We start from the raw sequence: 21,266 nt of genomic DNA, 5'->3' as shown, positions 1-21,266 counted from the left end.
TATAAAAACGATTAGTTAGCTTTCAAGATTTCTTCGGCCACAGATTGCGATACTGGCGCATAGTGATCGAATTCCATGTTGAAAACACCACGTCCCTGTGTTGCGGAACGAAGCTGGGTTGCATACCCGAACATTTCTGCCAACGGAACCATTGCCTTGACTGCTTGCGCGTTTCCAAGGCGAACTTCCATACCCTGGATCAAACCACGACGGCTGTTAATCTGCCCCATGACATCGCCAAGGTATTCTTCTGGCACAACAACTTCGACTTTCATCATTGGCTCAAGCAAAATAGGATGTCCCTTTTGCACGCCTTCCTTGAAGCCCAAAATAGCAGCCATTTTGAATGCCATTTCACTTGAGTCAACTTCGTGGAAAGAGCCGTCGAATAAGGTTACTTTGATATCAACAACAGGATATCCAGCAAGAACGCCGCCTTCAGCAGCTTCCTTGAAGCCTTTTTCAATTGGGTTGATGTATTCCTTGGGAATGGAACCGCCCACGATCTTATTTTCAAAAAAAATACCGCTACCGCGTTCGCCAGGCTCCATGGAAAATACAACATGACCGTATTGACCTTTACCACCGGATTGTTTGGCATATTTATAATTAACTTCTTTAACAGCTCGGGTGATCGATTCACGAAACGCAACACGTGGAGCGCCAACATTTGCCTGGACTCTAAATTCACGTAATAAACGATCTACAATAATATCAAGATGTAACTCACCCATACCACGAAGAATGGTCTGGCCAGAGTCTTCATCTGAATTAACATGAAGTGTGGGGTCTTCTTCCGCCAATTTGCGAAGTGCCTCACCCATTTTTTCCTGATCGCTGGAACTCTTGGGTTCGATCGCGATGGAAATAACAGGTTCAGGGAATGAGATAGTTTCAAGAACAAGGGGCTTGGTATCACAAAGTGTATCGCCGGTAAAACTATCCTTGAAGCCTAATACAGCGCCAATGTCACCAGCACGAATCTCATCCACATCTTCGCGATGATCGGCATGCATGCGGATCAAACGGCCGATGCGCTCTTTTCTTCCCTTTTTGGTTGTATTTTGAACAGTTTGTCCCTGGCTCAAAACACCGGAATAAACACGAACATAAGCAAGACGACCCACATAAGGATCGGTTACGATCTTGAAAACCAAAGCGCCCAAAGGAGCATCGTCTATAGCAGCAATTTCAAAAGTGACTTCAGGATTTCCCGGTTCAGACACTGTGATAATGGGCTTATCTGCAGGTGAAGGAAGATAATCCACTACGGCATCAAGCAGAACTTGTACACCTTTATTCTTTAAGGAAGAACCACAAAACACCGGTGCCGTTTTATTTGCCAACACACCTTTACGAAGTGCAAGCTTGAGTTCATCAATGCTGATTTCTTGAGCTTCAAGGAATTTCAATGTTAATTCATCATCAAGCTCGGCAATCTTCTCCACCATCTTGGCGCGATATTCCTTAGCCTGTTCTTTCAAGTCATCAGGAATCTCAACGATATGGGGATCTTTCCCCAAATCGTCTTCCCAAACAACGGCCTTCATAGTTAAAAGATCTATCACACCTTTAAATGTAGCTTCAAATCCGATGGGAATCTGCATCGGAATCGGATTAGCGCCCAATCGGTCAATGATCGTTTCAATAGTACGTTCAAAGGAAGCACCAACACGATCCATCTTATTAACAAAACAGATGCGGGGCACGCCATAACGATCAGCCTGACGCCATACGGTTTCAGATTGAGGTTCCACGCCTTGCACTGCATCAAAAACCACCACCCCACCATCCAATACACGCAAAGAGCGTTGAACTTCAGCAGTAAAGTCAATATGTCCAGGAGTATCAATAATGTTAACCTGATAACCCTTCCACTCAGCAGAAACAGCCGCTGAAACGATGGTGATACCACGTTCGCGCTCCTGTACCATCCAGTCGGTCACTGTTGTACCATCGTCAACAGAACCGATGCGGTGAGTCATGCCCGTATAGAACATGATACGCTCGGTGGTTGTTGTTTTCCCGGCGTCAATGTGGGCAATAATGCCTATATTTCGGTATTTTTCCAGAGGATGCACGCGTGCCATACTAACTACTTCCTTAAAAGATATTATTTAATGTCAAAAAACTAAACACGATAATGGGAAAAGGCGCGATTGGCCTCAGCCATCTTATGGGTCTCGTCACGTTTACGAATAGCAGAGCCGGTTTCGTTGAAAGCGTCAATTAACTCAGATGCAAGTTTGTCAGAAAACGACTTGCCGGAACGATCATGAGCGGCTGAAAGGATCCAACGAAGCGCCAAAGTGGTACGACGATCTGATGATACTTCCATTGGCACCTGATAGGTTGCACCACCCACACGGCGTGGACGTACTTCCATGGCAGGTCCTACATTTTTGAGGGCACCATCAAAGATATCCAAAGGATTCTTCTCAGTTCGCTCTTTAATTAAATCCATTGCATCATAAATCAAGCGGATAGCAGTGCTTTTCTTGCCACTCTTAAGCACATGCTTAACCATGGTCTGAACATTGATGCTATTAAATCTTGGATCGGGAAGAACTTCCCGTTTCTCAGGTTTTGCTCTACGCATGCTTCACTACTCCATCTATAGATTACTTCGGACGCTTCGCGCCGTACTTGGAACGGCCCTGCTTGCGATTGGCTACACCGGTGGTGTCAAGAGAACCGCGCACAATGTGATAACGCACACCAGGCAAATCCTTCACACGGCCGCCACGCACCAACACTACAGAGTGCTCTTGCAACTGATGACCTTCACCGGGGATATAAGCTGTGACTTCAATGCCGTTTGTCAAACGTACACGCGCAATCTTGCGCAACGCTGAATTCGGCTTTTTGGGAGTCATGGTTCGAACAACGGTACAAACACCACGCTTCTGCGGCGCGCCTTTGTCCTGTCTCACACGGCGCTGCTTAAAACTGTTCAACGTGAACTGCAGGGCTGGAGCTTTACTTTTTGTCTTGTTATTTTTGCGGCCCTTACGGACCATTTGATTTACTGTCGGCACAGTCGCCTCCGATTACAAAATCTTTCATAATTACGTTTGAATATTCGCAAGAAATGAGACCATCAACAACATTTTCTGATGGCCTCATTTGTAGCTGCCAATTGATTTGAGTGGGAGATAAAGCCACTCGTGCGTTTTTGGGCAACGGCTAAATAGTTTATCACGCCGTATCTTACGCGTCAATAGGAATTTGTTACTTCTTTCCTACTTGATTCTCTCCGAGGCTGAGCAGACCTGTATCATGTTTAGGTGGATGCGCTTTTTCATCCTCTTTACCAAATTTGACCATATCGCCGCTCTCGTTAATTGCTTCCACGGCAAGGCCAAGAGATTGCAACTCTTTCACAAGCACCCGGAACGATGCAGGGATACTGGGTTCTTCAATCGGCTCACCCTTCACAATCGCTTCATAAGTATTTACACGACCTTGAACATCATCCGATTTGACGGTAAGCATTTCCTGAAGAGTATGAGCTGCGCCATAAGCCTCAAGCGCCCACACTTCCATTTCACCGAAGCGTTGACCACCGAACTGGGCTTTACCACCCAAAGGCTGTTGGGTCACTAAACTGTATGGGCCTGTCGATCGTGCATGAACCTTATCTTCCACAAGGTGATGCAACTTAAGAATGGTCATCACACCAACAGTAACGGGCTGATCATAGGGAACCCCGGTCTTTCCGTCGCGCAAAAGCTGTTTGCCAAGAGTAGGCAAAGGAATGCCTTTCTCTTTTGCCAATTCCTGTGCAGTGTCAAAAACCTTGTCTTCCGCAACTCTACGAGTAAGCCCATTGGTTTCCATCCATAACCGCAAACAAGCAATAACAGTCAGTTCATCAATTTCCGGGTCAGGATTTGCCACATCATGGTCGTCAAGTAGAATCTCTTCAGGCTTGGCGTAGCCTTTTTCGCGCAACCATTCTTTGGCTGTCGCATGACGCGCATATTCTGAATCATTCAAACTGTAAATATCGTACTTACGCTTACCCAACCAATGCTCAAGATACAAGCGTCGAACTTCGTCGTCATCTTGAATGGAATTAGGATCATATTCCTGTTCCTTGAGCCATTCCCAGGCGCGGTCAGCAGCTTCTTTCCATGCTTGATCCATGATCCAGGCACGAGCAAGTTCCGCTTCAATCTGTTCTTCCGTTGCCCCATCAAATACAGGAGTAATTGCGCGGAAGCCCATGCGTTTTGCGGCCCAACCAAGATGCACTTCCAAAACCTGGCCGATGTTCATACGACCGGGCACGCCAAGGATTCAAGATGAGATCTACAGGTGTTCCATCTTCCAGGAAAGGCATATCTTCCACAGGAACAACCTTGGAAACAACACCCTTGTTACCATGACGTCCAGCCATCTTATCGCCAGCAGTGATCTTACGGCGTTGTGCGACAGAAACACGAACCATCATGTCTACGCCTGCGGAAAGGTCGGAATTGTCTTCACGAGTAAATACTTTTACATCAACTACTTTGCCCCGTTCGCCATGAGGCATACGCAAAGAAGTGTCTTTAACATCACGAGATTTCTCACCAAAGATGGCGCGCAACAAACGCTCTTCAGGCGTCAGTTCTTTTTCACCCTTAGGAGTGATCTTGCCAACAAGAATATCATTGGGGCCAACTTCGGCGCCAATGCGAATGATTCCATTCTCATCCAGATCTTTGATGGCATCCTCACCCACATTGGGGATGTCACGAGTAATTTCTTCAGGGCCAAGCTTGGTATCACGAGCTTCCACTTCATGCTTTTCAATATGAACAGAGGTGAAACGATCTTCCTGCACTAAACGCTCTGAAAGCAAAATAGCATCTTCAAAGTTACCACCCTCCCATGAGAGGAAGGCAATTACAACATTTTGACCGAGTGCAAGTTGACCACTATCGGTAGAAGAAGAGTCAGCGATAATATCGCCTTTTTTGATCAACTGTCCCTTCACTACAGATGGGCGCTGATCAATACAGGTGCTTTGATTGGAACGTTGATACTTGCGGAGTTGATAGACGCGATTTCCACTTTTCTTTTCTTTGACGGTGATTGTGGATCCCGTTACCGAGACAACCTCACCATCCGCTTCTGCGACTACGACCTGGCCTGAATCCAATGCAGCGTGACCTTCCATCCCTGTAGAAACCAGCGGGATTTCGGGACGCACCAATGGAACAGCCTGGGCCATCATGTTCGAGCCCATGAGCGCGCGGTTGGCGTCATCATGTTCAAGGAATGGGATCAAAGCCGCGCTGATACCAACAACCTGGTGTGGTGCCACATCCATATAATCAATTGATTCAGAATTGGAGAACATAAAACCTGAGTGATAACGGCAGGAAATACGTTCACGGGAGAATTCCTTGCTGGTTGTTAACTGAGCGTTTGCCTGGGCAATCGTATATTTATCTTCTGCATCTGCAGAAAGGTAAATAATTTCGTCAGAAACGTACGGAACGATGCTGGCTTCGCTCTCAAATCTTGAAAGTCTCTTCAAAACTTTGGCGTCAATAAGAGTTCCGGATTTGAAAAGCAATTCTTCACTCTTGGGATCATAAATATCCTCGCGCAAAGTACGACCTTCCAAGCGTTCATCATTTGAAAGCATGGCCTTGTACACTCTGCGGTACGGTGTCTCAATAAAACCATATTCATTTACACGAGCAAAAGAGGCCAAACGGCCGATAAGACCAATGTTTGGGCCTTCAGGCGTCTCAATCGGACAAATACGTCCATAATGGGAATGGTGAACATCGCGAACATCGAAACCTGCGCGCTCACGGCGAAGACCGCCTGGCCCTAAGCAGAAAGTGTGCGTTTGTGGCGCAACTCAGCCAGAGGATTGGTTTGATCCATGAACTGTGAAAGTTGTGACGAACCGAAGAATTCGCGCAATGCAGCGACTACGGGGCGGATATTGACCAATGTTACCGGTGACAACTGCTCCTGGTCACGAATGGACATACGTTCTTTGATGACGCGTTCCATCCGTCGCAGACCGATGCGCAGCTTGTTCTGGATCAACTCACCCACCGTCTTTACACGGCGATTACCAAGATGATCAATATCGTCAGCCCGTTCCGCACCATTATTGATCTGAATCATACGGCGGATCAGTCGAATGATGTCACTCTTTGAAAACCGTGCGATGAGGAATCGGAATGGTCAAGTCGAGTTTTTGATTCAACTTGTAACGGCCAACCCGCTCCAGATCGTAATGCCGTTGGTCAAATAGTTGTTCCTCAAGGAACTGACGGGCATTATCAAGCGTAGCAGGATCGCCAGGGCGCATCTTTTTGAAAAACTCAATCAGTGCCTGTTCAGCAATCGGTTGGTTGGAGGCTTTCCAATCAGGTTCTTGTTTAAGTGTGGAAGCCATGAACATGCGCTCAGGGTTATTATCCACATCCTTAAAAATGGAAAGAATTTCTTCATCGGAACCAGTCTTGATGGGAGAATCTTTAATGCCATCAGAGACCGCAGCAAGCGCCCGCAAGAAAACAGTGATCGGGACGGTTCGTTTACGATTGAACTTAAGGATGATGTAATCAGACTTGCGAGTCTCGAACTCCATCCACGCACCACGATCAGGAATAAGCTTTGCCATCGCAAGCGGACGACCGGTTGCGCGATCTGCTGGAGCTTCAAAGTAAACACCAGGAGAACGAATCAATTGCGACACGACAACGCGTTCGGTTCCATTTACAATGAACGTACCTTTGTCGGTCATTTCCGGGAAATCACCAAGGAAAATATCCTGCTTGATGGGTTCGGGGACATCTGGGCCAGCTAAAAGAACGGAAACATATAATGGACTGGAGTATGTGAGATCGCGCTCCACACACTCTTCAATTGTATGCTTGGGTTCTCCAAACCAGTATTTAAGACCCCACTGTTGAGACTCAGGGCCACGACTCGGGAAAAATAATTTCATCCCTTTGTTATAAGACTCAATCGGCGACACCTCGTGAAAGAGATCGCCTAAACCTTCCTTCTTGAGTCTTTCAAACGAATCAAGTTGTACTTCTATTAAATTAGGAAGGTCGAGCTTAACTGGAATACGTGCGTAACTTTTTTGGGACAAAGAAGATGCCATTCTTCTCTCCTGACTTTCGGCTGAGTTATGAAACGATTGTAACTGCCCCACTTGGACAGCGACCTAACATTATATCGAAATGAATACAAAAAGTCAAGAAGTGGACAATACATTAATCACATCAAATATAAATGCAAAGCTTTTCTTGACAATCTGTATAAGTGCGTGTAAAATCACGGACGCTTAACAAAAAAATACACAGGCCGAGATAGCTCAGTTGGTAGAGCACGCGACTGAAAATCGCGGTGTCCCCAGTTCGATCCTGGGTCTCGGCACTCTCGGCTGATATAATAGCCGAAAATCTGCGGGCGTAGTACAGTGGTAGTACGTCTCCTTGCCAAGGAGAAGGTCGTGGGTTCGAATCCCATCGCCCGCTCAAACATGGAGGATTGTAGATTGGAATACATTTCAGTCAGCAATCCTCATTGTGTATATGGCGTCGTGGCCAAGTGGTAAGGCAAGGGTCTGCAAAATCCTCATCAGGGGTTCAAATCCCCTCGACGCCTCTTCAAAAAGCAAACCGTTTTGGTTTGCTTTTTTGTTTTTCTCTGAGAAGAATTTTTTATTTCCATGCCAATTACAATTTATTTGGCATGGAAATTTCACTAAAAAAGCCTATAATAAATTTAGACAGAAGGCACTATTCATTTACCTATGATTACCTCAAAAATTTCACCCGCGCTAAAAATTACTCTTATCTACATTCTGATAGGAGGAACTTGGATTCTCCTATCAGATAGATTCGCGGGAATTTTATTCATTAACCCAATTCAATTGGCATTGATTCAAACCTACAAAGGCTGGCTTTATGTAATCCTCACCGCCATCATATTATTTTTCCTTATAAAGAAAAATAGTATTTCCCAAAAAGCAGCGTAACAAAATTTTTCAGATCTTTTTGAATCCACCACAGAAGGGATTTTTCGATCAGCACCCGGGGGGTATTTTATAAATGTCAACGCGGCAATGGCAAATATATATGGGTACAGATCGCCGGAAGAGATGATAAAAGAAATCAGCGACATAAGTTCACAAATACACCTGTCACCAGAAAGCCGGGAACAATTTACCAGCTTGTTATCACAAAATGGAGTGTCGAAAAATTTGAGGCAATAAATATAAGAAAAGATGGAAGCATAATATGGACATCCACCAATGCCCGCGCTGTAAAAAATAAAGCAGGCAAGGTTTTGTACTTTGAAGGGTTCGTTACTGATATTACAAAACAAAAAAAAAGCGGAAAACGCATTATTTAATACAGAAGAACGCTATCGGATGCTTGTAGAAAAATTGCCGGCCGTTGTTTTCATGGATAAATTCGATCAACCTGAAACGACCCAGTACATAAGTCCACGCTTGAAGGATTTACTTGGCTATACTCCACAGGAGTGGGAATCTGGGGATAATTTATGGAAAAACTCCCTGCACCCAAATGATAGAGAACGCGTATTGAGTGAGGATATTCGAACCGATCAAACTGGTGAGCCTTTTCGAATTGAATACAGAATGCGTCATCAAGATGGACACTATGTTTGGATCAAAGAGGACGCATCTATTGTCCTCGGAGAAGATGGCACTCCCCTCTTCTGGCAGGGAATTCTCCTGGACATAACGGATCAAAAACATGCTGAAGAAGCCATACAACGCAGAGAAGAAATCATCAAAGCCGTTGGATTTTCAGCGGAACAATTCCTGAAATCCTCCAACTGGGAAGACTGCATCAATCAAGTGCTTGCGCAACTTGGGAAAACCACTCAGGTTAGTCGTGTGTACGTCTTCAAGCGACATACATCTAATAAAAAAATATATTCGTATCTCAAATCTTTGAATGGTGCAATCAGGGAATAAAACCGCAGATCGATAATCCCTCCATGCAAAACATAGACATTACATCCGCTGGTTTTTTGCGTTGGGTTGAATTTTTCAACAAGGGATTGCCGGTTTACGGCAACATTAAAAACTTCCCTGCCCAGGAACAAAAATTCCTGGAGGAGCAGGATATTCTTGCATTGATCTGTATTCCACTTAAAATTGGAAAAGACTGGTGGGGATTTATCGGATTTGATGAATGTGCCGTGGAGCGTGAATGGACCGAAGCGGAAATTGAAGCGCTCAAAGCAGCTTCAAACACTCTTAGTGCCGCTATTGAAAAAAAAATATCTGAAGAAGCACTGCTTAATAGCGAAACCAGTTACCGTGGGTTATTTGACAGTATTCACGACGCCATCTACATTCAGGATATCAATGGTCTTTTTTTGGATGTAAATGACGGCGCCACAAACATGTATGGATACCCAAAAAATTACTTTATAGGAAAGACACCAGAAATTCTTGGCGCGCGAATAAAAATGATCTGAACAAAATATCCCTGGCACTTCAAAAGGCTTTCAACGGAGAAGCACAGCAATTCGAGTTTTGGGGAAAGCGAAGCAATGGAGAGATTTTCCCGAAAGACGTGCGTGTATTTAAGGGGATGTACTTTGGGCAGGCTGTGATCATTGCCATTGCGCAAGATATCACGGCGCGCAAACGTGACGAAGACGACCTGCAAAAACAATTGAAAGAATTGACGGTTCTGCACTCTGTGGCGCTGGCAGAATCAAATGCCAAAAATATCGACGAATTGATCCAGCGCGTGACAGATATTATTGGAGACACCTTATATCCCGATAACTGCGGCATTCTTTTGTTCGATGAAACACGAGACGAACTAAAACCACATGCTTCCTATCGCGGCACAAGCGCTGAAAATCTAAACATCAGCAGTCCGCTGCACAAAGGAATCACCGGAAAAGTTGCCGCTACCGGAAAAACGATCCGCTCAGGGAATGTTTTGCTTGAACCTGCGTATTATGAAACAACAGAGGGCATCCTTTCAGAACTTTGTATTCCGATCAGCAATGAGTCGAAAATCATTGGCGTACTTAATGTGGAAAGCAGACAATTAAATGCTTTTACCAAAACCGATGAAAGACTCCTCAATACGATCGCGGGTGGAATGGCAAATGCCCTTGGAAAGATACAACTTTTTGAATTGGAACAAATGCGCCGCAAACAGGCGGAGATTTTGCGTGAAGCAACCGGAGACTTAACCTCATTCTTTGAACTGGACAAACTTTTTGAGAATATCTTTTCTTCGCTAAAAAGATTGGTTCCCTACAGCAGCATGTCAATTGAAATGATCAGTCATGGTTATGTTGAAATCGTTGCAGGAAAAAACATCCCTGAAGAAGTGATCGGCAAGAAATATGCATACAATACAAAAAAGTGGGGGGATTTGGAAACGCTGCGCCAACCCCTGATTATTTCAGACGTTCAAAACGACGAACGCTTTGAGAAATTTGAGCAGACGAATTATATCCGCGGCTGGATGGGAATCCCGCTGTTCGCAAAAGATAAGATTATTGGATTTCTAAACTTTGACAGTCAAACTCCAAACTTTTTTAACGAAGAACATGCTGCCATTACCCAGACATTTGCAAATCAGGCAGCGATCGCCCTGGAAAATGCGCGTCTATTTCAAGAGGAAAGTCACCGCTCACAGATCATCGAAGCGCTCGCAAATATCGCGAATGAGATTGCAACCACCCGCGAAGTTATTCCCGCATTGGATAAAATTTCGGAACGCGCTCTTTCCTGTTTAACGCCAGCACGATTGCAGTCTATTTAGTACAAGACAACAGCAAGGATATAAAAATAGTAACCGCACAAGGGGAATATCAAAAAGAAATGCTGGCACATACGATTCAAGTAGGAGAAGGTATTACCGGGAACATTATTGCCACCGGCAAGCCTGAAATTATTGACGACATCTCAAATGATCCGCGAAAAAACTGTCCCAGGCACACCTGAAGAAGAATCCAGACTCGACACAATGATGTCTGCTCCACTGATTCTGCACGGCAAGTCCATTGGGGCAATTAACGCATGGAGATTAAGGTCTAAGGGTTTATTCGATAAGCCAGAGTTGAATTTCCTTGTGAGTATCGCCCATCAAGCTTCCATATCGATAGAGTCAATGCGTCTATTCGAGGAGACAATGCGCCGTGCGCAGGAAGCAGCTGCAATTGCGGAAGTTGGACGCGGCATCTCTGCCACTCTTCAACTCAATACTGTGCTTGAACGTATCGCGCTTTATGCCAAGGAATTGTTGAAAGCGGAAACAAGCGCTGTCTATTTAACCGAAACGGGGTCGTCACAATTACGGGCAATATCAGCAATTGGAGTCGACGCTGACGAGATCAAGAACGATCCGATCCAGCCGGGCATTGGAATTCTCGGCGATATTGCCATAAAAAAAATAGGGGAAATCATTAACGATACTACTGTGGACCTGCGCGCAATTCCCGTCAAGGGGACTGAAATTTTGCCCTACGAACACATAATGGGAGTACCTGTCCTTTCAAACGACCAACTCACAGGACTGTTGGTCGTTTGGCGGATTGGCGCAGACGAAGAATACAAGACGACAGATTTGGATTTTTTAAGCAGTCTCGCACAACAAGCTGCTGTTGCGATTGAGAATGCGCGCCTATTTGAAGCAGAACATAAACGCCGCCAGGAAGCGGAAACTCTCAGTCAGGCTACATCGGCACTTGCAAACACCCTCGACATCAACAGTCTACTGGAAAGCATCCTCGACTGGCTCAAAAAAATTGCGCCCTACGACAGTGCCTCGATCATGCTCAATAATATAGACACAGTTAAACTTGTTGCAAAACGCCAGCTTCCAAAGAAAGCCATTTATTCTTCAAGATGCCCAGGAAAACAAGCAGTTCGAAAAATGGGAGGGCAGCACATATATTCGCGGATGGATGTGCGTCGCCATGTTCACACAGGATAAATTAATTGGATTTATCAACCTCGATAGTAAGACAGCCGGCTTTTATACAGAGGAATATGGAATCCTGGTGCAAACATTTGCCAACCAGGCTGCGACTGCGATAGAAAATGCCCGGCTCTTTGTGCTGGAACAGAAACGCCGTGAAAATGCCGAAACTGTACGGCAGGCAACCACAGCGTTATCCAACTTGCTTGACCTGCCATCCCTGCACGCGGCCATCCTTGAATGGCTGCAAAAGATCACCCCATATAATAGCGCTTCAATTTTAATGGTTGAAGGGAAGCACATCCGCATCGCAGCCGCCAGAGGACTGCCCTTCCCGGAAAAAGCAATGGGCATGGTTTTTCCATCAGATAATATTCTATGCAAGATCATGAGTAAAACAAACGAACCCTTGATCATTGATGACTGCAATGAAGATCCCCGTTTTGAACGATGGGGAGACAACACGAATGTCCGCGGGTGGATGGGCGTGCCCATGATTACAGGCGGACAAGTGATTGGCTACATCGCCCTCGACAGCCACTCCCCAGCGCATTTACACAAAACGATGCTGTCGCCGCCCAAACCTTCGCGCATCAAGCAGCAACATCGCTCGAAAATTCACGTTTGTTTACAGAGACGCGTCAACGGCTTGAAGAATTGGAAATCGTAAGCCGCGTATCCTTTTCACTGCGCGCAGCGCGTGACACCAAAGAAATGCTGCCCATTCTACTCAATGAAATAAAAGCCAGCGTAGATACAGACTCAGCAGCCATCTGGCTCTATGACTTTGAAAATAATGAACTAAAGTCCAAAGCTGCAACAGGGTGGTTCAATAGTCTGCCAAAGCCCAACTTTAAACCCAACGAAGGAATCATTGGAAAGGTATATTCCAGCGGAACAGCCCATGTAGGTGCCAATGCGGAGAATGACACGATCATCAACCCCGAAAATGCCGCATTCTTTGGAGAAAACGGAAGCGGCATTGCCGTTCCGATTCGAACCGCAACCGAAACGATCGGCGCACTCGCCGTGGCAATACAGGCTCCACGAAAAGTGAAATCACATCAAACCCGTATGGTCACAACACTGGCTGAAATCGCAGGCAACGCCATTTACCGCTCCAATCTTTACGAACGAAGCGAAGAACAGATCCAACGCCTTACCACCTTGCGTGAATTGGATACAGCCATCGCAACCAGCCTTGACCTGCATATCACCCTCGGAATTGTTACCGAAAACCTGATCTCAAAAATGGGCGCAGACGCAGCAGCCGTGCTTGTGTTTAGCCCAGACAGCCAAATGCTGGAATATTATGCAGCAACCGGCTTTGAAAACCGGAACATTCTACGCACCCCCATCAGCCTCGGAAACAGCTTGGCCAGCCAGATATTGCTCAGCCGCAAATCCATGTATATTAAAGATGTAAAAAAAGAAACCGGCCAGTACCCAACCGGACCGCTTTCCGCTGAAAATTTTACAAGCTATTACGCTGTGCCGCTCTTCAGCAAAGGCGCTACAAGAGGCATTCTCGAAATTTATTTTCGCGCACCCATCTCCCTCACCGCCGATTGGCTTGATTTTCTTCACACACTTGCCGGACAAGCCACAATCGCCATTGACAATGCTCAGTTGTTTGAGAACCTGCAAAAATCCAATCAGGAACTTTCGCTTGCCTATGACACCACATTGGAAGGATGGGGAAAAGCGCTCGAACTACGCGACAAAGAGACTCAAGGCCACACGCGCCGCGTCACAAACCTAACCCTTGAACTGGCCCGGCAAATAGGCATTCCCGAATCTGAATTATTACATATCCGGCGCGGCACCTTATTGCATGACATTGGAAAAATGGGCGTGCCCGATAACATTCTGCGAAAAAATGGACCGCTCACACAAGCGGAAATTTTTGAAATGCGCAAACACCCCCAATATGCCTATGACCTGCTATCCCCCATTACATACCTGCGCCCCGCAATTGAAATTGCTTATTGCCACCATGAATGGTGGGACGGAAGCGGCTACCCGCGCGGATTAAAAGGCGAGGCAATTCCTCTCTCAGCACGTGTATTCGCAATCGTCGATGTCTGGGATGCCTTATCATCCGACCGGCCTTACCGCAAAGCGTGGCCTCGAAAAAAAATAATAAACTATATTAAAAATCTTTCAGGCAAACAATTTGACCCGGATGTAATCAAAGTATTCTTCAAAATGATCGAAGGTGAAATAAAACAAACAGACCCTTCTCATAAACCGCATTCAAAACCCATAAAAAATAATGATCAAAAATAGAGACAAAAAGAAGCGCTGACCAAAATCAGCGCTTCTTTTTGTCTACTAAATTTTTTATTGAACCCGCAAGAACCGGCGCTTGCCGACTTGTAAAACGCCAGGGTGCGGAAATGGAGCATCACCACGCTCCAACACTTCCCCATCCAAACGCACACCTTTCTGATCGATCAAGGAGCGAGCTTTACTCTTGCTCTCTGCCAAATTCGCAGCCAGAATCACATCCACAACGGTCTGGCCTGCTTGCAGCGCAAACTCTGGCATTTCATCAGGAATTTCTTTCTGTTGGAAGGTCTTGATGAAATTCTCCTGCGCCGACTTCGCATCTGCGTCGCCATAAAAGATGCTCACGATCTCGCTTGCCATTTTCATTTTCGCATCGCGCGGATGGAACGCACCCGAAGCCACATCCTTTTCCATCACGTCGATCTCATGCGGACTCCAACGCGTGACAAGGCGCATGTATAAACTCATCGCTGAATCAGGTACAGACATCAGCTTGCCAAACATATCGTTTGCGCCAGTATTGATCGGCACAATATTTCCAGTGGACTTCGACATTCTCTGAGTGCCATCTGTCCCGGGCAGGATCGCAGTGATAATGCCCACCAGAGGCTTTTGGCCCAGGGCTTCCTGCAATTTACGGCCAGCAACAATGATATTGAACAGCTGATCAGAACCACCGATCTGCACATCTGTTTCCATGGCAACCGCATCATAACCTTGCATCAAGGCATAGAAAGTTTCGTGAATATAGATCGGCTCGCCCTTATCCAAACGGTTTGAAAAATTATCACGCGCCAAAAATTGCTGCACCGTGAAGTTTTGACCCAGGCGAATTAAGTCCACCAGCGAAAGTTTTGACAACCATTCACCGTTATAGCGGATCTTTGTCTTCTCGCGGTCAAGCACGCGATAGGCTTGTTCAGTGTAGGTCAATGCGTTTTCGTTGACCTTCTCCTCGGTCAGGATCGGACGCGCTTTGTTTTTATCCGAAGGGTCACCCACCAGTGCGGTGTAACTGCCGATCAGAAAGGTGACATCGTGTCCCAGATCCTGAAACTGACGCAATTTACGCATGGTGATCGTATGCCCCAGATGCAAATCTGTGGATGTAGGGTCGTAACCACAATACACACGCAGCGGCCGATTCTCTTTTTCAGCGAGTAGCAGACGTGCGCGCAGTTCAGTGGTCATGGCCTTTTTCAGGTCTTCATCACCATATTCTGTACCTTGCATCAATAATTCAACTTGTTCTTCAATGTTCATAACATCTCCTATGGAGCTTAATTGACAAACAAAAACGCGCCCGCGATGATGAGGGCGCGTTCATAGCACACCATCGCTGTTATTTATGGGCGGGTGTAATAATAGTAATAGGTGGAAAGGTTTACAACGGACATGGGCGTATTATACAACAAGAATTTCACTGCGCCAAATTGAAAGAAAAGCTCCACGGACCTTTTACCGAGTAAAACTCATCACTGTAGACAATTTCCTCAGCCTGAGCCTGGGTCATCTCTGGCGGGAAACTCAAGATCTGCATGGTCAACACTCCATTCACATCCAAGCAATCAAGAGTAATGCCTGTGCCGCGCTCCAGCATGGCTTGCTGAATCTTGGGCATATAAGCCGAACAATATTCACCTTCACGCGGCGTGGTTGCAATGGCGTCAATCACAATGGTGGTGTTGGAAAGATCGGCATCGGGCGGGACAATGAATGTCAACGTGTCACAACGCAAACCGGGCACACCATCAGCAGGTTCCTGCAAACTCACCAGAGTAGTGCCGTATTCCTGTAACAAGATTCCGGCATAGGTTAAACTCGCGGAAGATACACCCCAATCAGATGTATCTGGTAATGTGAAACACACATCCGCATTCACATTTTTTCCATCCACCGAGGCGCGTTCCATACGCACTTCAATTCCGCTTGCCACTTGATTCTGTTGAGCCAGTTCTACTTGCGCCGTGGGATAGGAAGCAGTGTCAATAAATGCCGTAGAGGTTGCAAGTGCAATAGGCAATACAACCGCAGATTGTTCACCTGCAGGCGCACATGCACTGATAAAAAATGCGAGCAAGAGGATTATTTTTTTCATGGACTTTTTCTCCTTTGAGATTAACCTAATAAATCAAACAGCGCTTCACGCGGACCTTCAAACTGGAACTTGTACCCAGACTCGATCAGCCGTTTGGGTTGAGCAAACCTACCTTCCACAACGAGGACGCTCATTTCGCCTAAAAGGATCCGCAATAAAAAGGCCGGTGTGGGAAACCAATATGGGCGATGTAATACACTCGCCAGCGCGCGATAAAAATCAGCGCTTGATGTAGGCACAGGTGCGATCAAATTATATGCTCCGCTTGTATTTTCGTTTGCAATTAAATAACACACCGCACCCACCCAATCGTCAATGTGAATCCAAGGCATGGCAAATTTTCCATCGCCTAATGGACCGCCTGCAAATAATTTCACTGGCAAAGCCATAAGAGATAGCAATCCTTCGCCTTTGCCTAATACCACTGCCGAGCGGAGTACAACACGGCGCACGCCCAATTCTTCAATCGATTTTGTGGCATCTTCCCATTGAACAGTTAACCGAGCAAGGAAGTCATCACCGGGCGGAGTGGCTTCATCTGCGAGAGCGCCATGTAAACCGTAGTGATTAATACCCGAGGCCTGGATGAAAATGCCCGGGCGCTGAGTCGCTTCTAGAATCGCTTGAGCAAGCGCGAGGCCGGGAATGATGCGCGAGTCTTTAAAGTCGCGTTTTGTTTTGGAAGTCCAGGGCCAGGAGGAGAGGCTGCGGCCTGTGAGGTGAATCATCACATCCATTTCATTGACGAGATGCCCCCACCCATTGGTTGTTTTTGCATCCCATTTTACGGCTTGCGCGCCTGAAATTACAGACGAGCCGCGCGTGAGAATAAAAACTTTGTGCCCTTCTGCGAGAAAAGATTTTGCAAGAGCGGCGCCAAGAAAGCCCGAGCCGCCCGCGATCATGATGTTCATTTCAATACTCCTGTTTGACTGAGCCTGCGTACTTTGAGACCTGAGTAATATGCAAATGCAATCAAGCCAGACTCCCGAAGACTTATTAACTGGCAGTATAATCATGCAGATTACGAGGCATGATGCAAGAACCAGTGCTGGTACTCAACGCTAATTTTGAGCCGATCCATGTATGCTCAACACGACGGGCTGTTGGTTTGATCCTTGCAGGTAAAGCCGATATGATCGTGAATGGACGCGGACATATCCGCACGATATCACAGCTGCTTCCGCGCCCTTCAGTCATTCGACTGGAAACCCAGGTTCATCGACCACGACCACGCGTTAAATTAACGCGCCGCGAAATATTCCGACGTGATAATTATACCTGTCAGTATTGCGGCAGGCGCGATGTGAACTTGACGGTGGATCATGTCATTCCGCGCCATTTGGGCGGACCGCATAAGTGGACAAATCTGGTGGCGGCGTGTTCGGCCTGTAATCATCGTAAAGGCGGGCGTAAAGTGGATGAAGCTCACATGCATCTGGCGCACATTCCCAAGGAACCGCCCGCGAATGCCGCATATATATTTGGGAAACATCTTTCCGAAAATGGTGAGTGGGAACCTTACATTTCAGGCTGGTAAGTTTTGCCTATCCCCTATGATCGTTGTTTTTATGCCCTCTTCCAAATTGGGAGAGGGGTATTCTTTTGCTGAAATCCAATACCATAAAATCTTTGGCGAGCGCCACATCACCAGGGAAGGTGGTGCGCGCTTCGGCAATAAGATCACCTGTTGCATATTTACCAGTTGCATAATGAATCAGGTAGAGCTTGCCAACTTCTGCTTTTCGGGCGATCTCGCCTGCCTGTTTCGCTGAAGTATGCCCAATCGAATCTCCGCCCGCTTCGTGGATCAAGACATCCACCCCTTCGCTCAAGCGGACAACCTCATCACAGGGTTCGGTGTCACATGAATAGGCCATGACCTTTTGGCTTTGCGCGAATTCGATTCGCAGCCCTATGTTGGGGATCATGTGTTTTACTGGAGACGCATGAATTATAAAATCGGAGCAATCCATTACCGGTGTCATTTCTTCGGCGGGCAGGCGATGAAATGTGACGGGGAAAAAATTTGGCCAGGCAGACCAGTTATAAAATCCCATGAGTCCTTCAACGCGGTCCAATGTATATTGCAGCCCGTAAATATTGAGCGGTTTTTGCCGCCCGATGAGCCACATATCCATCAGCAAAAGCGGAACGCCGGAAGCGTGATCTGGATGAAAGTGAGTGACAATGATATCGGTAATATCATTAATATCCAACCCTGCCTGTTCAAGGCGCAGGATTGGATTGCTAACCGAATCGATCAATACAATACGCTCATTCCCCACAACGACCATGTGTATTTTCGCTATCCTTTGTCGGAATCGCATTTGATGAACCAAGAATAATTACTTTTGGCATGATTCCTATCTTAACCTAAATTTCCGCGCCCAAAAATCTCAACTTTATTATCAAAATACAGGATGCCCTGTACTCTTCACAGAACATCCTGCTCAAACTTCAGACCTGCAAGCACAACAAGGAAACGCAGTTACCCGCCCAATACATTTAGCAAGAGGCCCGGCGTAACATAAGCTTCGATCAGCGCCGCAATTGCCAGCAAAGGCACCACTACGCCAAGAAATATCTTTGTCCAGTCTGCGAGCAATTCAAGGATCACTTCACCCATTGATTTTCCAATCTGCGGTGTGACAATCGAAACGCCCATGTAAAGAACAACGGCGCTGCCGATCATCAATGCTGGAAGTTCAAATATGCCATGCGGCGCAACGCCGGCAAGGAATATCGGTCCGGGTTGAATTTTCGCAATTAACGCTAAGCAATTGCAATACAGCAAACACACCGCCGATCAAGCCAATATTAAGCATGTACAACAGAATGCCCAAAACACTAAACGAAAATAAACCCGCGAAAAATATAACCGTCACGGCACGTGTATTATTCAGAAACAGAAATGGCGCATTAATATTTTCTTGTATGTTTGAAAGACTGGGTAATTCGCGCGCACCGGCTGCGATCTTCTCAAGATTTTCAGGCGAAGCCTTCGCGATCACCTCTGAAACATTCACCATCACCCAGTCGTACCCCATCCACAAACTTATGCCAGCAACAAAAATCATCGCTAAAAGAGCGGGGGCAATGCGGCGCATGGCACCTCCCAACACACGACCATACCATTCACCAATCGTATGCGCACCACCGATGAAATTCTCCCAAAATGTGCGCCATATCCAGCTTAGATTAATCACATCGATTTCACGGCCAAGTAAATATTCACGCTGAAAGTGAGCAATGCCCACACGAATCAACAACAGCGAAATAATCATCACGCCCGCAACCGCCAGCCACAATACCTGCTCATTTCCCCAAAAAAGCATCACAGCTTCGCCTTGCATCAAAATGGCAACAGGAATCACAATGAACGAAGCCAGCAAATTCGCAGCCTTAACCGAAGTGGATTGCACAGAGATCACAATCGCCGCACTGACCATCAAGGTGGCGTGTGCCGTGGTCAAAGAGAACAACTGCACCATCACACTGAAAGACGGCATCTCAAGCCCCTGACGCGAGATCATGATCAGATAAAGAAAAATGGAAAGATAACTCGCCACCAAAGGAGTCGCCACACCCACCAGTAACTTTCCAAAATACAATTGCCAATTATCCAGCGGCGCGCTCAAAATAGGCTCAATCGTTCCGCGTTCCTTTTCACCTACAAAAGACTCAAGCGCAACCACCAGCGAGATCGTGATCGGAAAAAAGCCAATGATCATGATCGAGAATGGCACAAGCCGGTCTAAAATTAAATTAGCATCGTATTGATTTAAGAAATCCACAGTCTGCTTGGCAAATTCATTCATCAAAACTGGAAAGCACAGAGTCAAAATAATCATCGGCGCCAGCACACGCCAGTCACGAAATTGATCCTTAAGTTCACGCCCCGCCACCAGCCAGACAAGTTTAAGTTTATTGAACATTTTCGCGTCCTTTTGCTTCCGCCATTACCTTGAGATAAACCTGCTCCAATGTGCGCGGCTCTTCTTGAAACGCCATGACCGAAGCGGACTTCGCAGACAGAGCCTTCAAAATTAGTGGATTGGATTCCTGCGGCCGCTCCACACGGACTTTGAAACTGGTCGCCGTCCGAGAGAGCATTTCCACATCTTTGGGCAGTTCCAACCCACCTGCATCCCATGTATCGCTGAATTTAATTTCATATTCCGGAGCGCCAAGCACATTATGCTTTAACTCTTCCAGCGAGCCTTGCATCAAAATCCGCCCGCGATAAATAATGGCGATCTTATCTGCCAGCGCTTCCACTTCTGTCAAATTATGTGAGCAGATCACAATCGTGCGCTGAGACGATTTCAAACGCGCAATCTCATCCCGTACCAACCGCGCAGATTCAGGATCCATGGCGGAGGTAGGCTCATCCAGCAGAAGCACACCAGGGTCGTGCATCATGGCGCGCGCCAGCGCCAGCTTTTGGCGCATCCCTTTTGAATACTCACCAATGCGGCGTTTTGAGGCTTCAGTCAACCCGAAGTATTGAAGCAAATGTTCACTGCGTGCCTTGCGCGCTGATGCCGACAGGCTATAGACCTGACCGAAAAAATCCAAATATTCAATGGCGGTCATTCGCATGTATAAACCATGCTGCTCAGTGAGCACACCCACCGAAGAGCGCACATCATGCCCATTCTTGACAACATCATAACCAGCTACTTTGGCCCAGCCGCTTGTTGGCGTTAACAAAGCAGTCAACATCCGAACGGTGGTGGTTTTACCCGCACCATTCTGACCCAAAATTGCCAAAATTTGTCCTGCATCTACAGAAAGGTTCACTTCATCCACGGCCAGAAAGTCGTGGAATTGCTTGGTTAGATCATGAGTTTCTATCATTTTGATCCTTATAAATTAATAATGTAGCCGTTTTTAGGGAACACCCAAATACACGA

The 21,266-nt window shown here is 46.5% G+C and carries 18 protein-coding genes, 3 tRNA genes and 2 pseudogenes; 12 read left to right on the top strand and 11 right to left on the bottom strand.

Annotated features, from left to right (window positions below; translation table 11 throughout):
• Positions 1–11: 11 nt before the first annotated feature.
• The 4 genes and pseudogenes from fusA to IPL71_RS07350 form a co-directional block, all read right to left on the bottom strand.
• Positions 12–2,090 carry an elongation factor G gene (gene fusA / locus IPL71_RS07365; RefSeq protein ID WP_345320297.1) on the bottom strand — a complete coding sequence of 693 codons (2,079 nt, stop codon included), beginning with the start codon at positions 2,088–2,090 and terminating at the stop codon, positions 12–14.
• Positions 2,091–2,131: 41 nt separating this feature from the next.
• Positions 2,132–2,599, bottom strand: coding sequence for a 30S ribosomal protein S7 (gene rpsG, locus IPL71_RS07360; protein ID WP_345320295.1), 468 nt, complete (start codon positions 2,597–2,599; stop codon positions 2,132–2,134).
• A 22-nt stretch (positions 2,600–2,621) separates the two neighbouring features.
• The gene (gene rpsL / locus IPL71_RS07355; RefSeq protein ID WP_345296938.1) at positions 2,622–3,038 is read right to left on the bottom strand and encodes a 30S ribosomal protein S12; all 417 of its coding nucleotides are present in this window, start codon (positions 3,036–3,038) and stop codon (positions 2,622–2,624) included.
• A 193-nt stretch (positions 3,039–3,231) separates the two neighbouring features.
• Positions 3,232–7,129, bottom strand: a pseudogene (locus IPL71_RS07350) (DNA-directed RNA polymerase subunit beta).
• A gap of 202 nt (positions 7,130–7,331) precedes the next feature.
• Between IPL71_RS07350 and IPL71_RS07345 the strand changes: the two are divergent.
• The 11 genes and pseudogenes from IPL71_RS07345 (at position 7,332) to IPL71_RS07305 (ending at position 14,246) form a co-directional block, all read left to right on the top strand.
• Positions 7,332–7,404: transfer RNA gene (locus IPL71_RS07345), tRNA-Phe, on the top strand.
• A 29-nt stretch (positions 7,405–7,433) separates the two neighbouring features.
• Positions 7,434–7,505 (top strand) — tRNA-Gly (locus IPL71_RS07340).
• A gap of 59 nt (positions 7,506–7,564) precedes the next feature.
• Positions 7,565–7,635, top strand: a tRNA-Cys gene (locus IPL71_RS07335).
• Between the two features lie 391 nt (positions 7,636–8,026).
• Positions 8,027–8,245, top strand: a pseudogene (locus IPL71_RS25815) (PAS domain-containing protein); the annotation flags it as partial.
• A complete protein-coding gene (locus IPL71_RS25810) occupies positions 8,194–8,385 on the top strand; it encodes a PAS domain S-box protein (RefSeq protein ID WP_514130754.1) in 192 nt (63 codons plus the stop codon). The pseudogene IPL71_RS25815 and the gene IPL71_RS25810, both read left to right, overlap by 52 nt.
• Positions 8,327–8,977 carry a PAS domain-containing protein gene (locus IPL71_RS07330; RefSeq protein ID WP_345320294.1) on the top strand — a complete coding sequence of 217 codons (651 nt, stop codon included), beginning with the start codon at positions 8,327–8,329 and terminating at the stop codon, positions 8,975–8,977. The genes IPL71_RS25810 and IPL71_RS07330 overlap by 59 nt, the downstream gene beginning before the upstream one ends.
• A 23-nt stretch (positions 8,978–9,000) precedes the next feature.
• On the top strand, positions 9,001–9,486 hold the full coding sequence (locus tag IPL71_RS07325; protein ID WP_345320292.1) for a PAS domain S-box protein: 486 nt from the start codon (positions 9,001–9,003) through the stop codon (positions 9,484–9,486).
• A 98-nt stretch (positions 9,487–9,584) separates the two neighbouring features.
• Positions 9,585–10,799, top strand: coding sequence for a GAF domain-containing protein (locus IPL71_RS07320; protein ID WP_345320291.1), 1,215 nt, complete (start codon positions 9,585–9,587; stop codon positions 10,797–10,799).
• A gap of 147 nt (positions 10,800–10,946) precedes the next feature.
• A complete protein-coding gene (locus tag IPL71_RS07315) occupies positions 10,947–11,972 on the top strand; it encodes a GAF domain-containing protein (protein WP_345320289.1) in 1,026 nt (341 codons plus the stop codon).
• Complete coding sequence (locus IPL71_RS07310; RefSeq protein WP_345320556.1) at positions 11,875–12,627, top strand: GAF domain-containing protein; 753 nt, start codon at positions 11,875–11,877, stop codon at positions 12,625–12,627. Before IPL71_RS07315 ends, IPL71_RS07310 begins: the two co-directional genes overlap by 98 nt.
• Positions 12,582–14,246, top strand: a complete 1,665-nt coding sequence (locus IPL71_RS07305; RefSeq protein ID WP_345320286.1) for an HD domain-containing phosphohydrolase — start codon at positions 12,582–12,584, stop codon at positions 14,244–14,246. Before IPL71_RS07310 ends, IPL71_RS07305 begins: the two co-directional genes overlap by 46 nt.
• A gap of 54 nt (positions 14,247–14,300) precedes the next feature.
• Here the strand turns inward: IPL71_RS07305 and tyrS are convergent, their stop codons facing one another.
• From tyrS to IPL71_RS07290, 3 genes are all read right to left on the bottom strand, one after another.
• Positions 14,301–15,512, bottom strand: coding sequence for a tyrosine--tRNA ligase (gene tyrS / locus IPL71_RS07300; protein ID WP_345320284.1), 1,212 nt, complete (start codon positions 15,510–15,512; stop codon positions 14,301–14,303).
• A gap of 157 nt (positions 15,513–15,669) precedes the next feature.
• Positions 15,670–16,347 (bottom strand): hypothetical protein, encoded by a 678-nt coding sequence (locus IPL71_RS07295; protein ID WP_345320282.1) that lies wholly within the window; start codon positions 16,345–16,347, stop codon positions 15,670–15,672.
• Positions 16,348–16,367: 20 nt separating this feature from the next.
• The gene (locus tag IPL71_RS07290) at positions 16,368–17,261 is read right to left on the bottom strand and encodes a TIGR01777 family oxidoreductase (protein ID WP_345320280.1); all 894 of its coding nucleotides are present in this window, start codon (positions 17,259–17,261) and stop codon (positions 16,368–16,370) included.
• A gap of 119 nt (positions 17,262–17,380) precedes the next feature.
• Between IPL71_RS07290 and IPL71_RS07285 the strand changes: the two genes are divergently transcribed.
• Positions 17,381–17,887, top strand: a complete 507-nt coding sequence (locus IPL71_RS07285) for an HNH endonuclease (RefSeq protein WP_345320278.1) — start codon at positions 17,381–17,383, stop codon at positions 17,885–17,887.
• A gap of 7 nt (positions 17,888–17,894) precedes the next feature.
• On the opposite strand, the gene IPL71_RS07280 is transcribed toward IPL71_RS07285, so the two are convergent.
• The 4 genes from IPL71_RS07280 to IPL71_RS07265 all read right to left on the bottom strand — a co-directional run bounded on the left by IPL71_RS07280 (position 17,895) and on the right by IPL71_RS07265 (position 21,210).
• Entirely contained in the window at positions 17,895–18,644 is a 750-nt protein-coding gene (locus IPL71_RS07280) for an MBL fold metallo-hydrolase (RefSeq protein WP_345320277.1), read from the bottom strand.
• A gap of 194 nt (positions 18,645–18,838) precedes the next feature.
• The gene (locus IPL71_RS07275; RefSeq protein WP_345320275.1) at positions 18,839–19,150 is read right to left on the bottom strand and encodes a stage II sporulation protein M; all 312 of its coding nucleotides are present in this window, start codon (positions 19,148–19,150) and stop codon (positions 18,839–18,841) included.
• A complete protein-coding gene (locus tag IPL71_RS07270) occupies positions 19,056–20,285 on the bottom strand; it encodes an ABC transporter permease (protein ID WP_345320273.1) in 1,230 nt (409 codons plus the stop codon). Before IPL71_RS07270 ends, IPL71_RS07275 begins: the two co-directional genes overlap by 95 nt.
• Positions 20,275–21,210: an ABC transporter ATP-binding protein gene (locus IPL71_RS07265; RefSeq protein ID WP_345320271.1), complete on the bottom strand. Its 936-nt coding sequence runs from the start codon at positions 21,208–21,210 to the stop codon at positions 20,275–20,277. Before IPL71_RS07265 ends, IPL71_RS07270 begins: the two co-directional genes overlap by 11 nt.
• Between the last annotated feature and the right edge of the window lie 56 nt (positions 21,211–21,266).

It is taken from the genome of Candidatus Villigracilis proximus (genome assembly GCF_016717045.1).
Classification (GTDB): Bacteria; Chloroflexota; Anaerolineae; order Anaerolineales; family Villigracilaceae; genus Villigracilis; species Villigracilis proximus.
This window is presented reverse-complemented; position numbering and strand designations above follow the sequence as displayed.

What these genes read in the sequence shown, in the direction of transcription:
- fusA (WP_345320297.1), bottom strand. Translation starts at nt 2,090, where the DNA reads ATGGCACGCGTGCATCCTCTGGAAAAATACCGAAATATAGGCATTATT.
- rpsG (WP_345320295.1), bottom strand. Translation starts at nt 2,599, where the DNA reads ATGCGTAGAGCAAAACCTGAGAAACGGGAAGTTCTTCCCGATCCAAGA.
- IPL71_RS07325 (WP_345320292.1), top strand. Translation starts at nt 9,001, where the DNA reads ATGCAAAACATAGACATTACATCCGCTGGTTTTTTGCGTTGGGTTGAA.
- IPL71_RS07315 (WP_345320289.1), top strand. Translation starts at nt 10,947, where the DNA reads ATGATCCGCGAAAAAACTGTCCCAGGCACACCTGAAGAAGAATCCAGA.
- tyrS (WP_345320284.1), bottom strand. Translation starts at nt 15,512, where the DNA reads ATGAACATTGAAGAACAAGTTGAATTATTGATGCAAGGTACAGAATAT.
- IPL71_RS07295 (WP_345320282.1), bottom strand. Translation starts at nt 16,347, where the DNA reads ATGAAAAAAATAATCCTCTTGCTCGCATTTTTTATCAGTGCATGTGCG.
- IPL71_RS07290 (WP_345320280.1), bottom strand. Translation starts at nt 17,261, where the DNA reads ATGAACATCATGATCGCGGGCGGCTCGGGCTTTCTTGGCGCCGCTCTT.
- IPL71_RS07285 (WP_345320278.1), top strand. Translation starts at nt 17,381, where the DNA reads ATGATGCAAGAACCAGTGCTGGTACTCAACGCTAATTTTGAGCCGATC.
- IPL71_RS07280 (WP_345320277.1), bottom strand. Translation starts at nt 18,644, where the DNA reads ATGGTCGTTGTGGGGAATGAGCGTATTGTATTGATCGATTCGGTTAGC.
- IPL71_RS07270 (WP_345320273.1), bottom strand. Translation starts at nt 20,285, where the DNA reads ATGTTCAATAAACTTAAACTTGTCTGGCTGGTGGCGGGGCGTGAACTT.
- IPL71_RS07265 (WP_345320271.1), bottom strand. Translation starts at nt 21,210, where the DNA reads ATGATAGAAACTCATGATCTAACCAAGCAATTCCACGACTTTCTGGCC.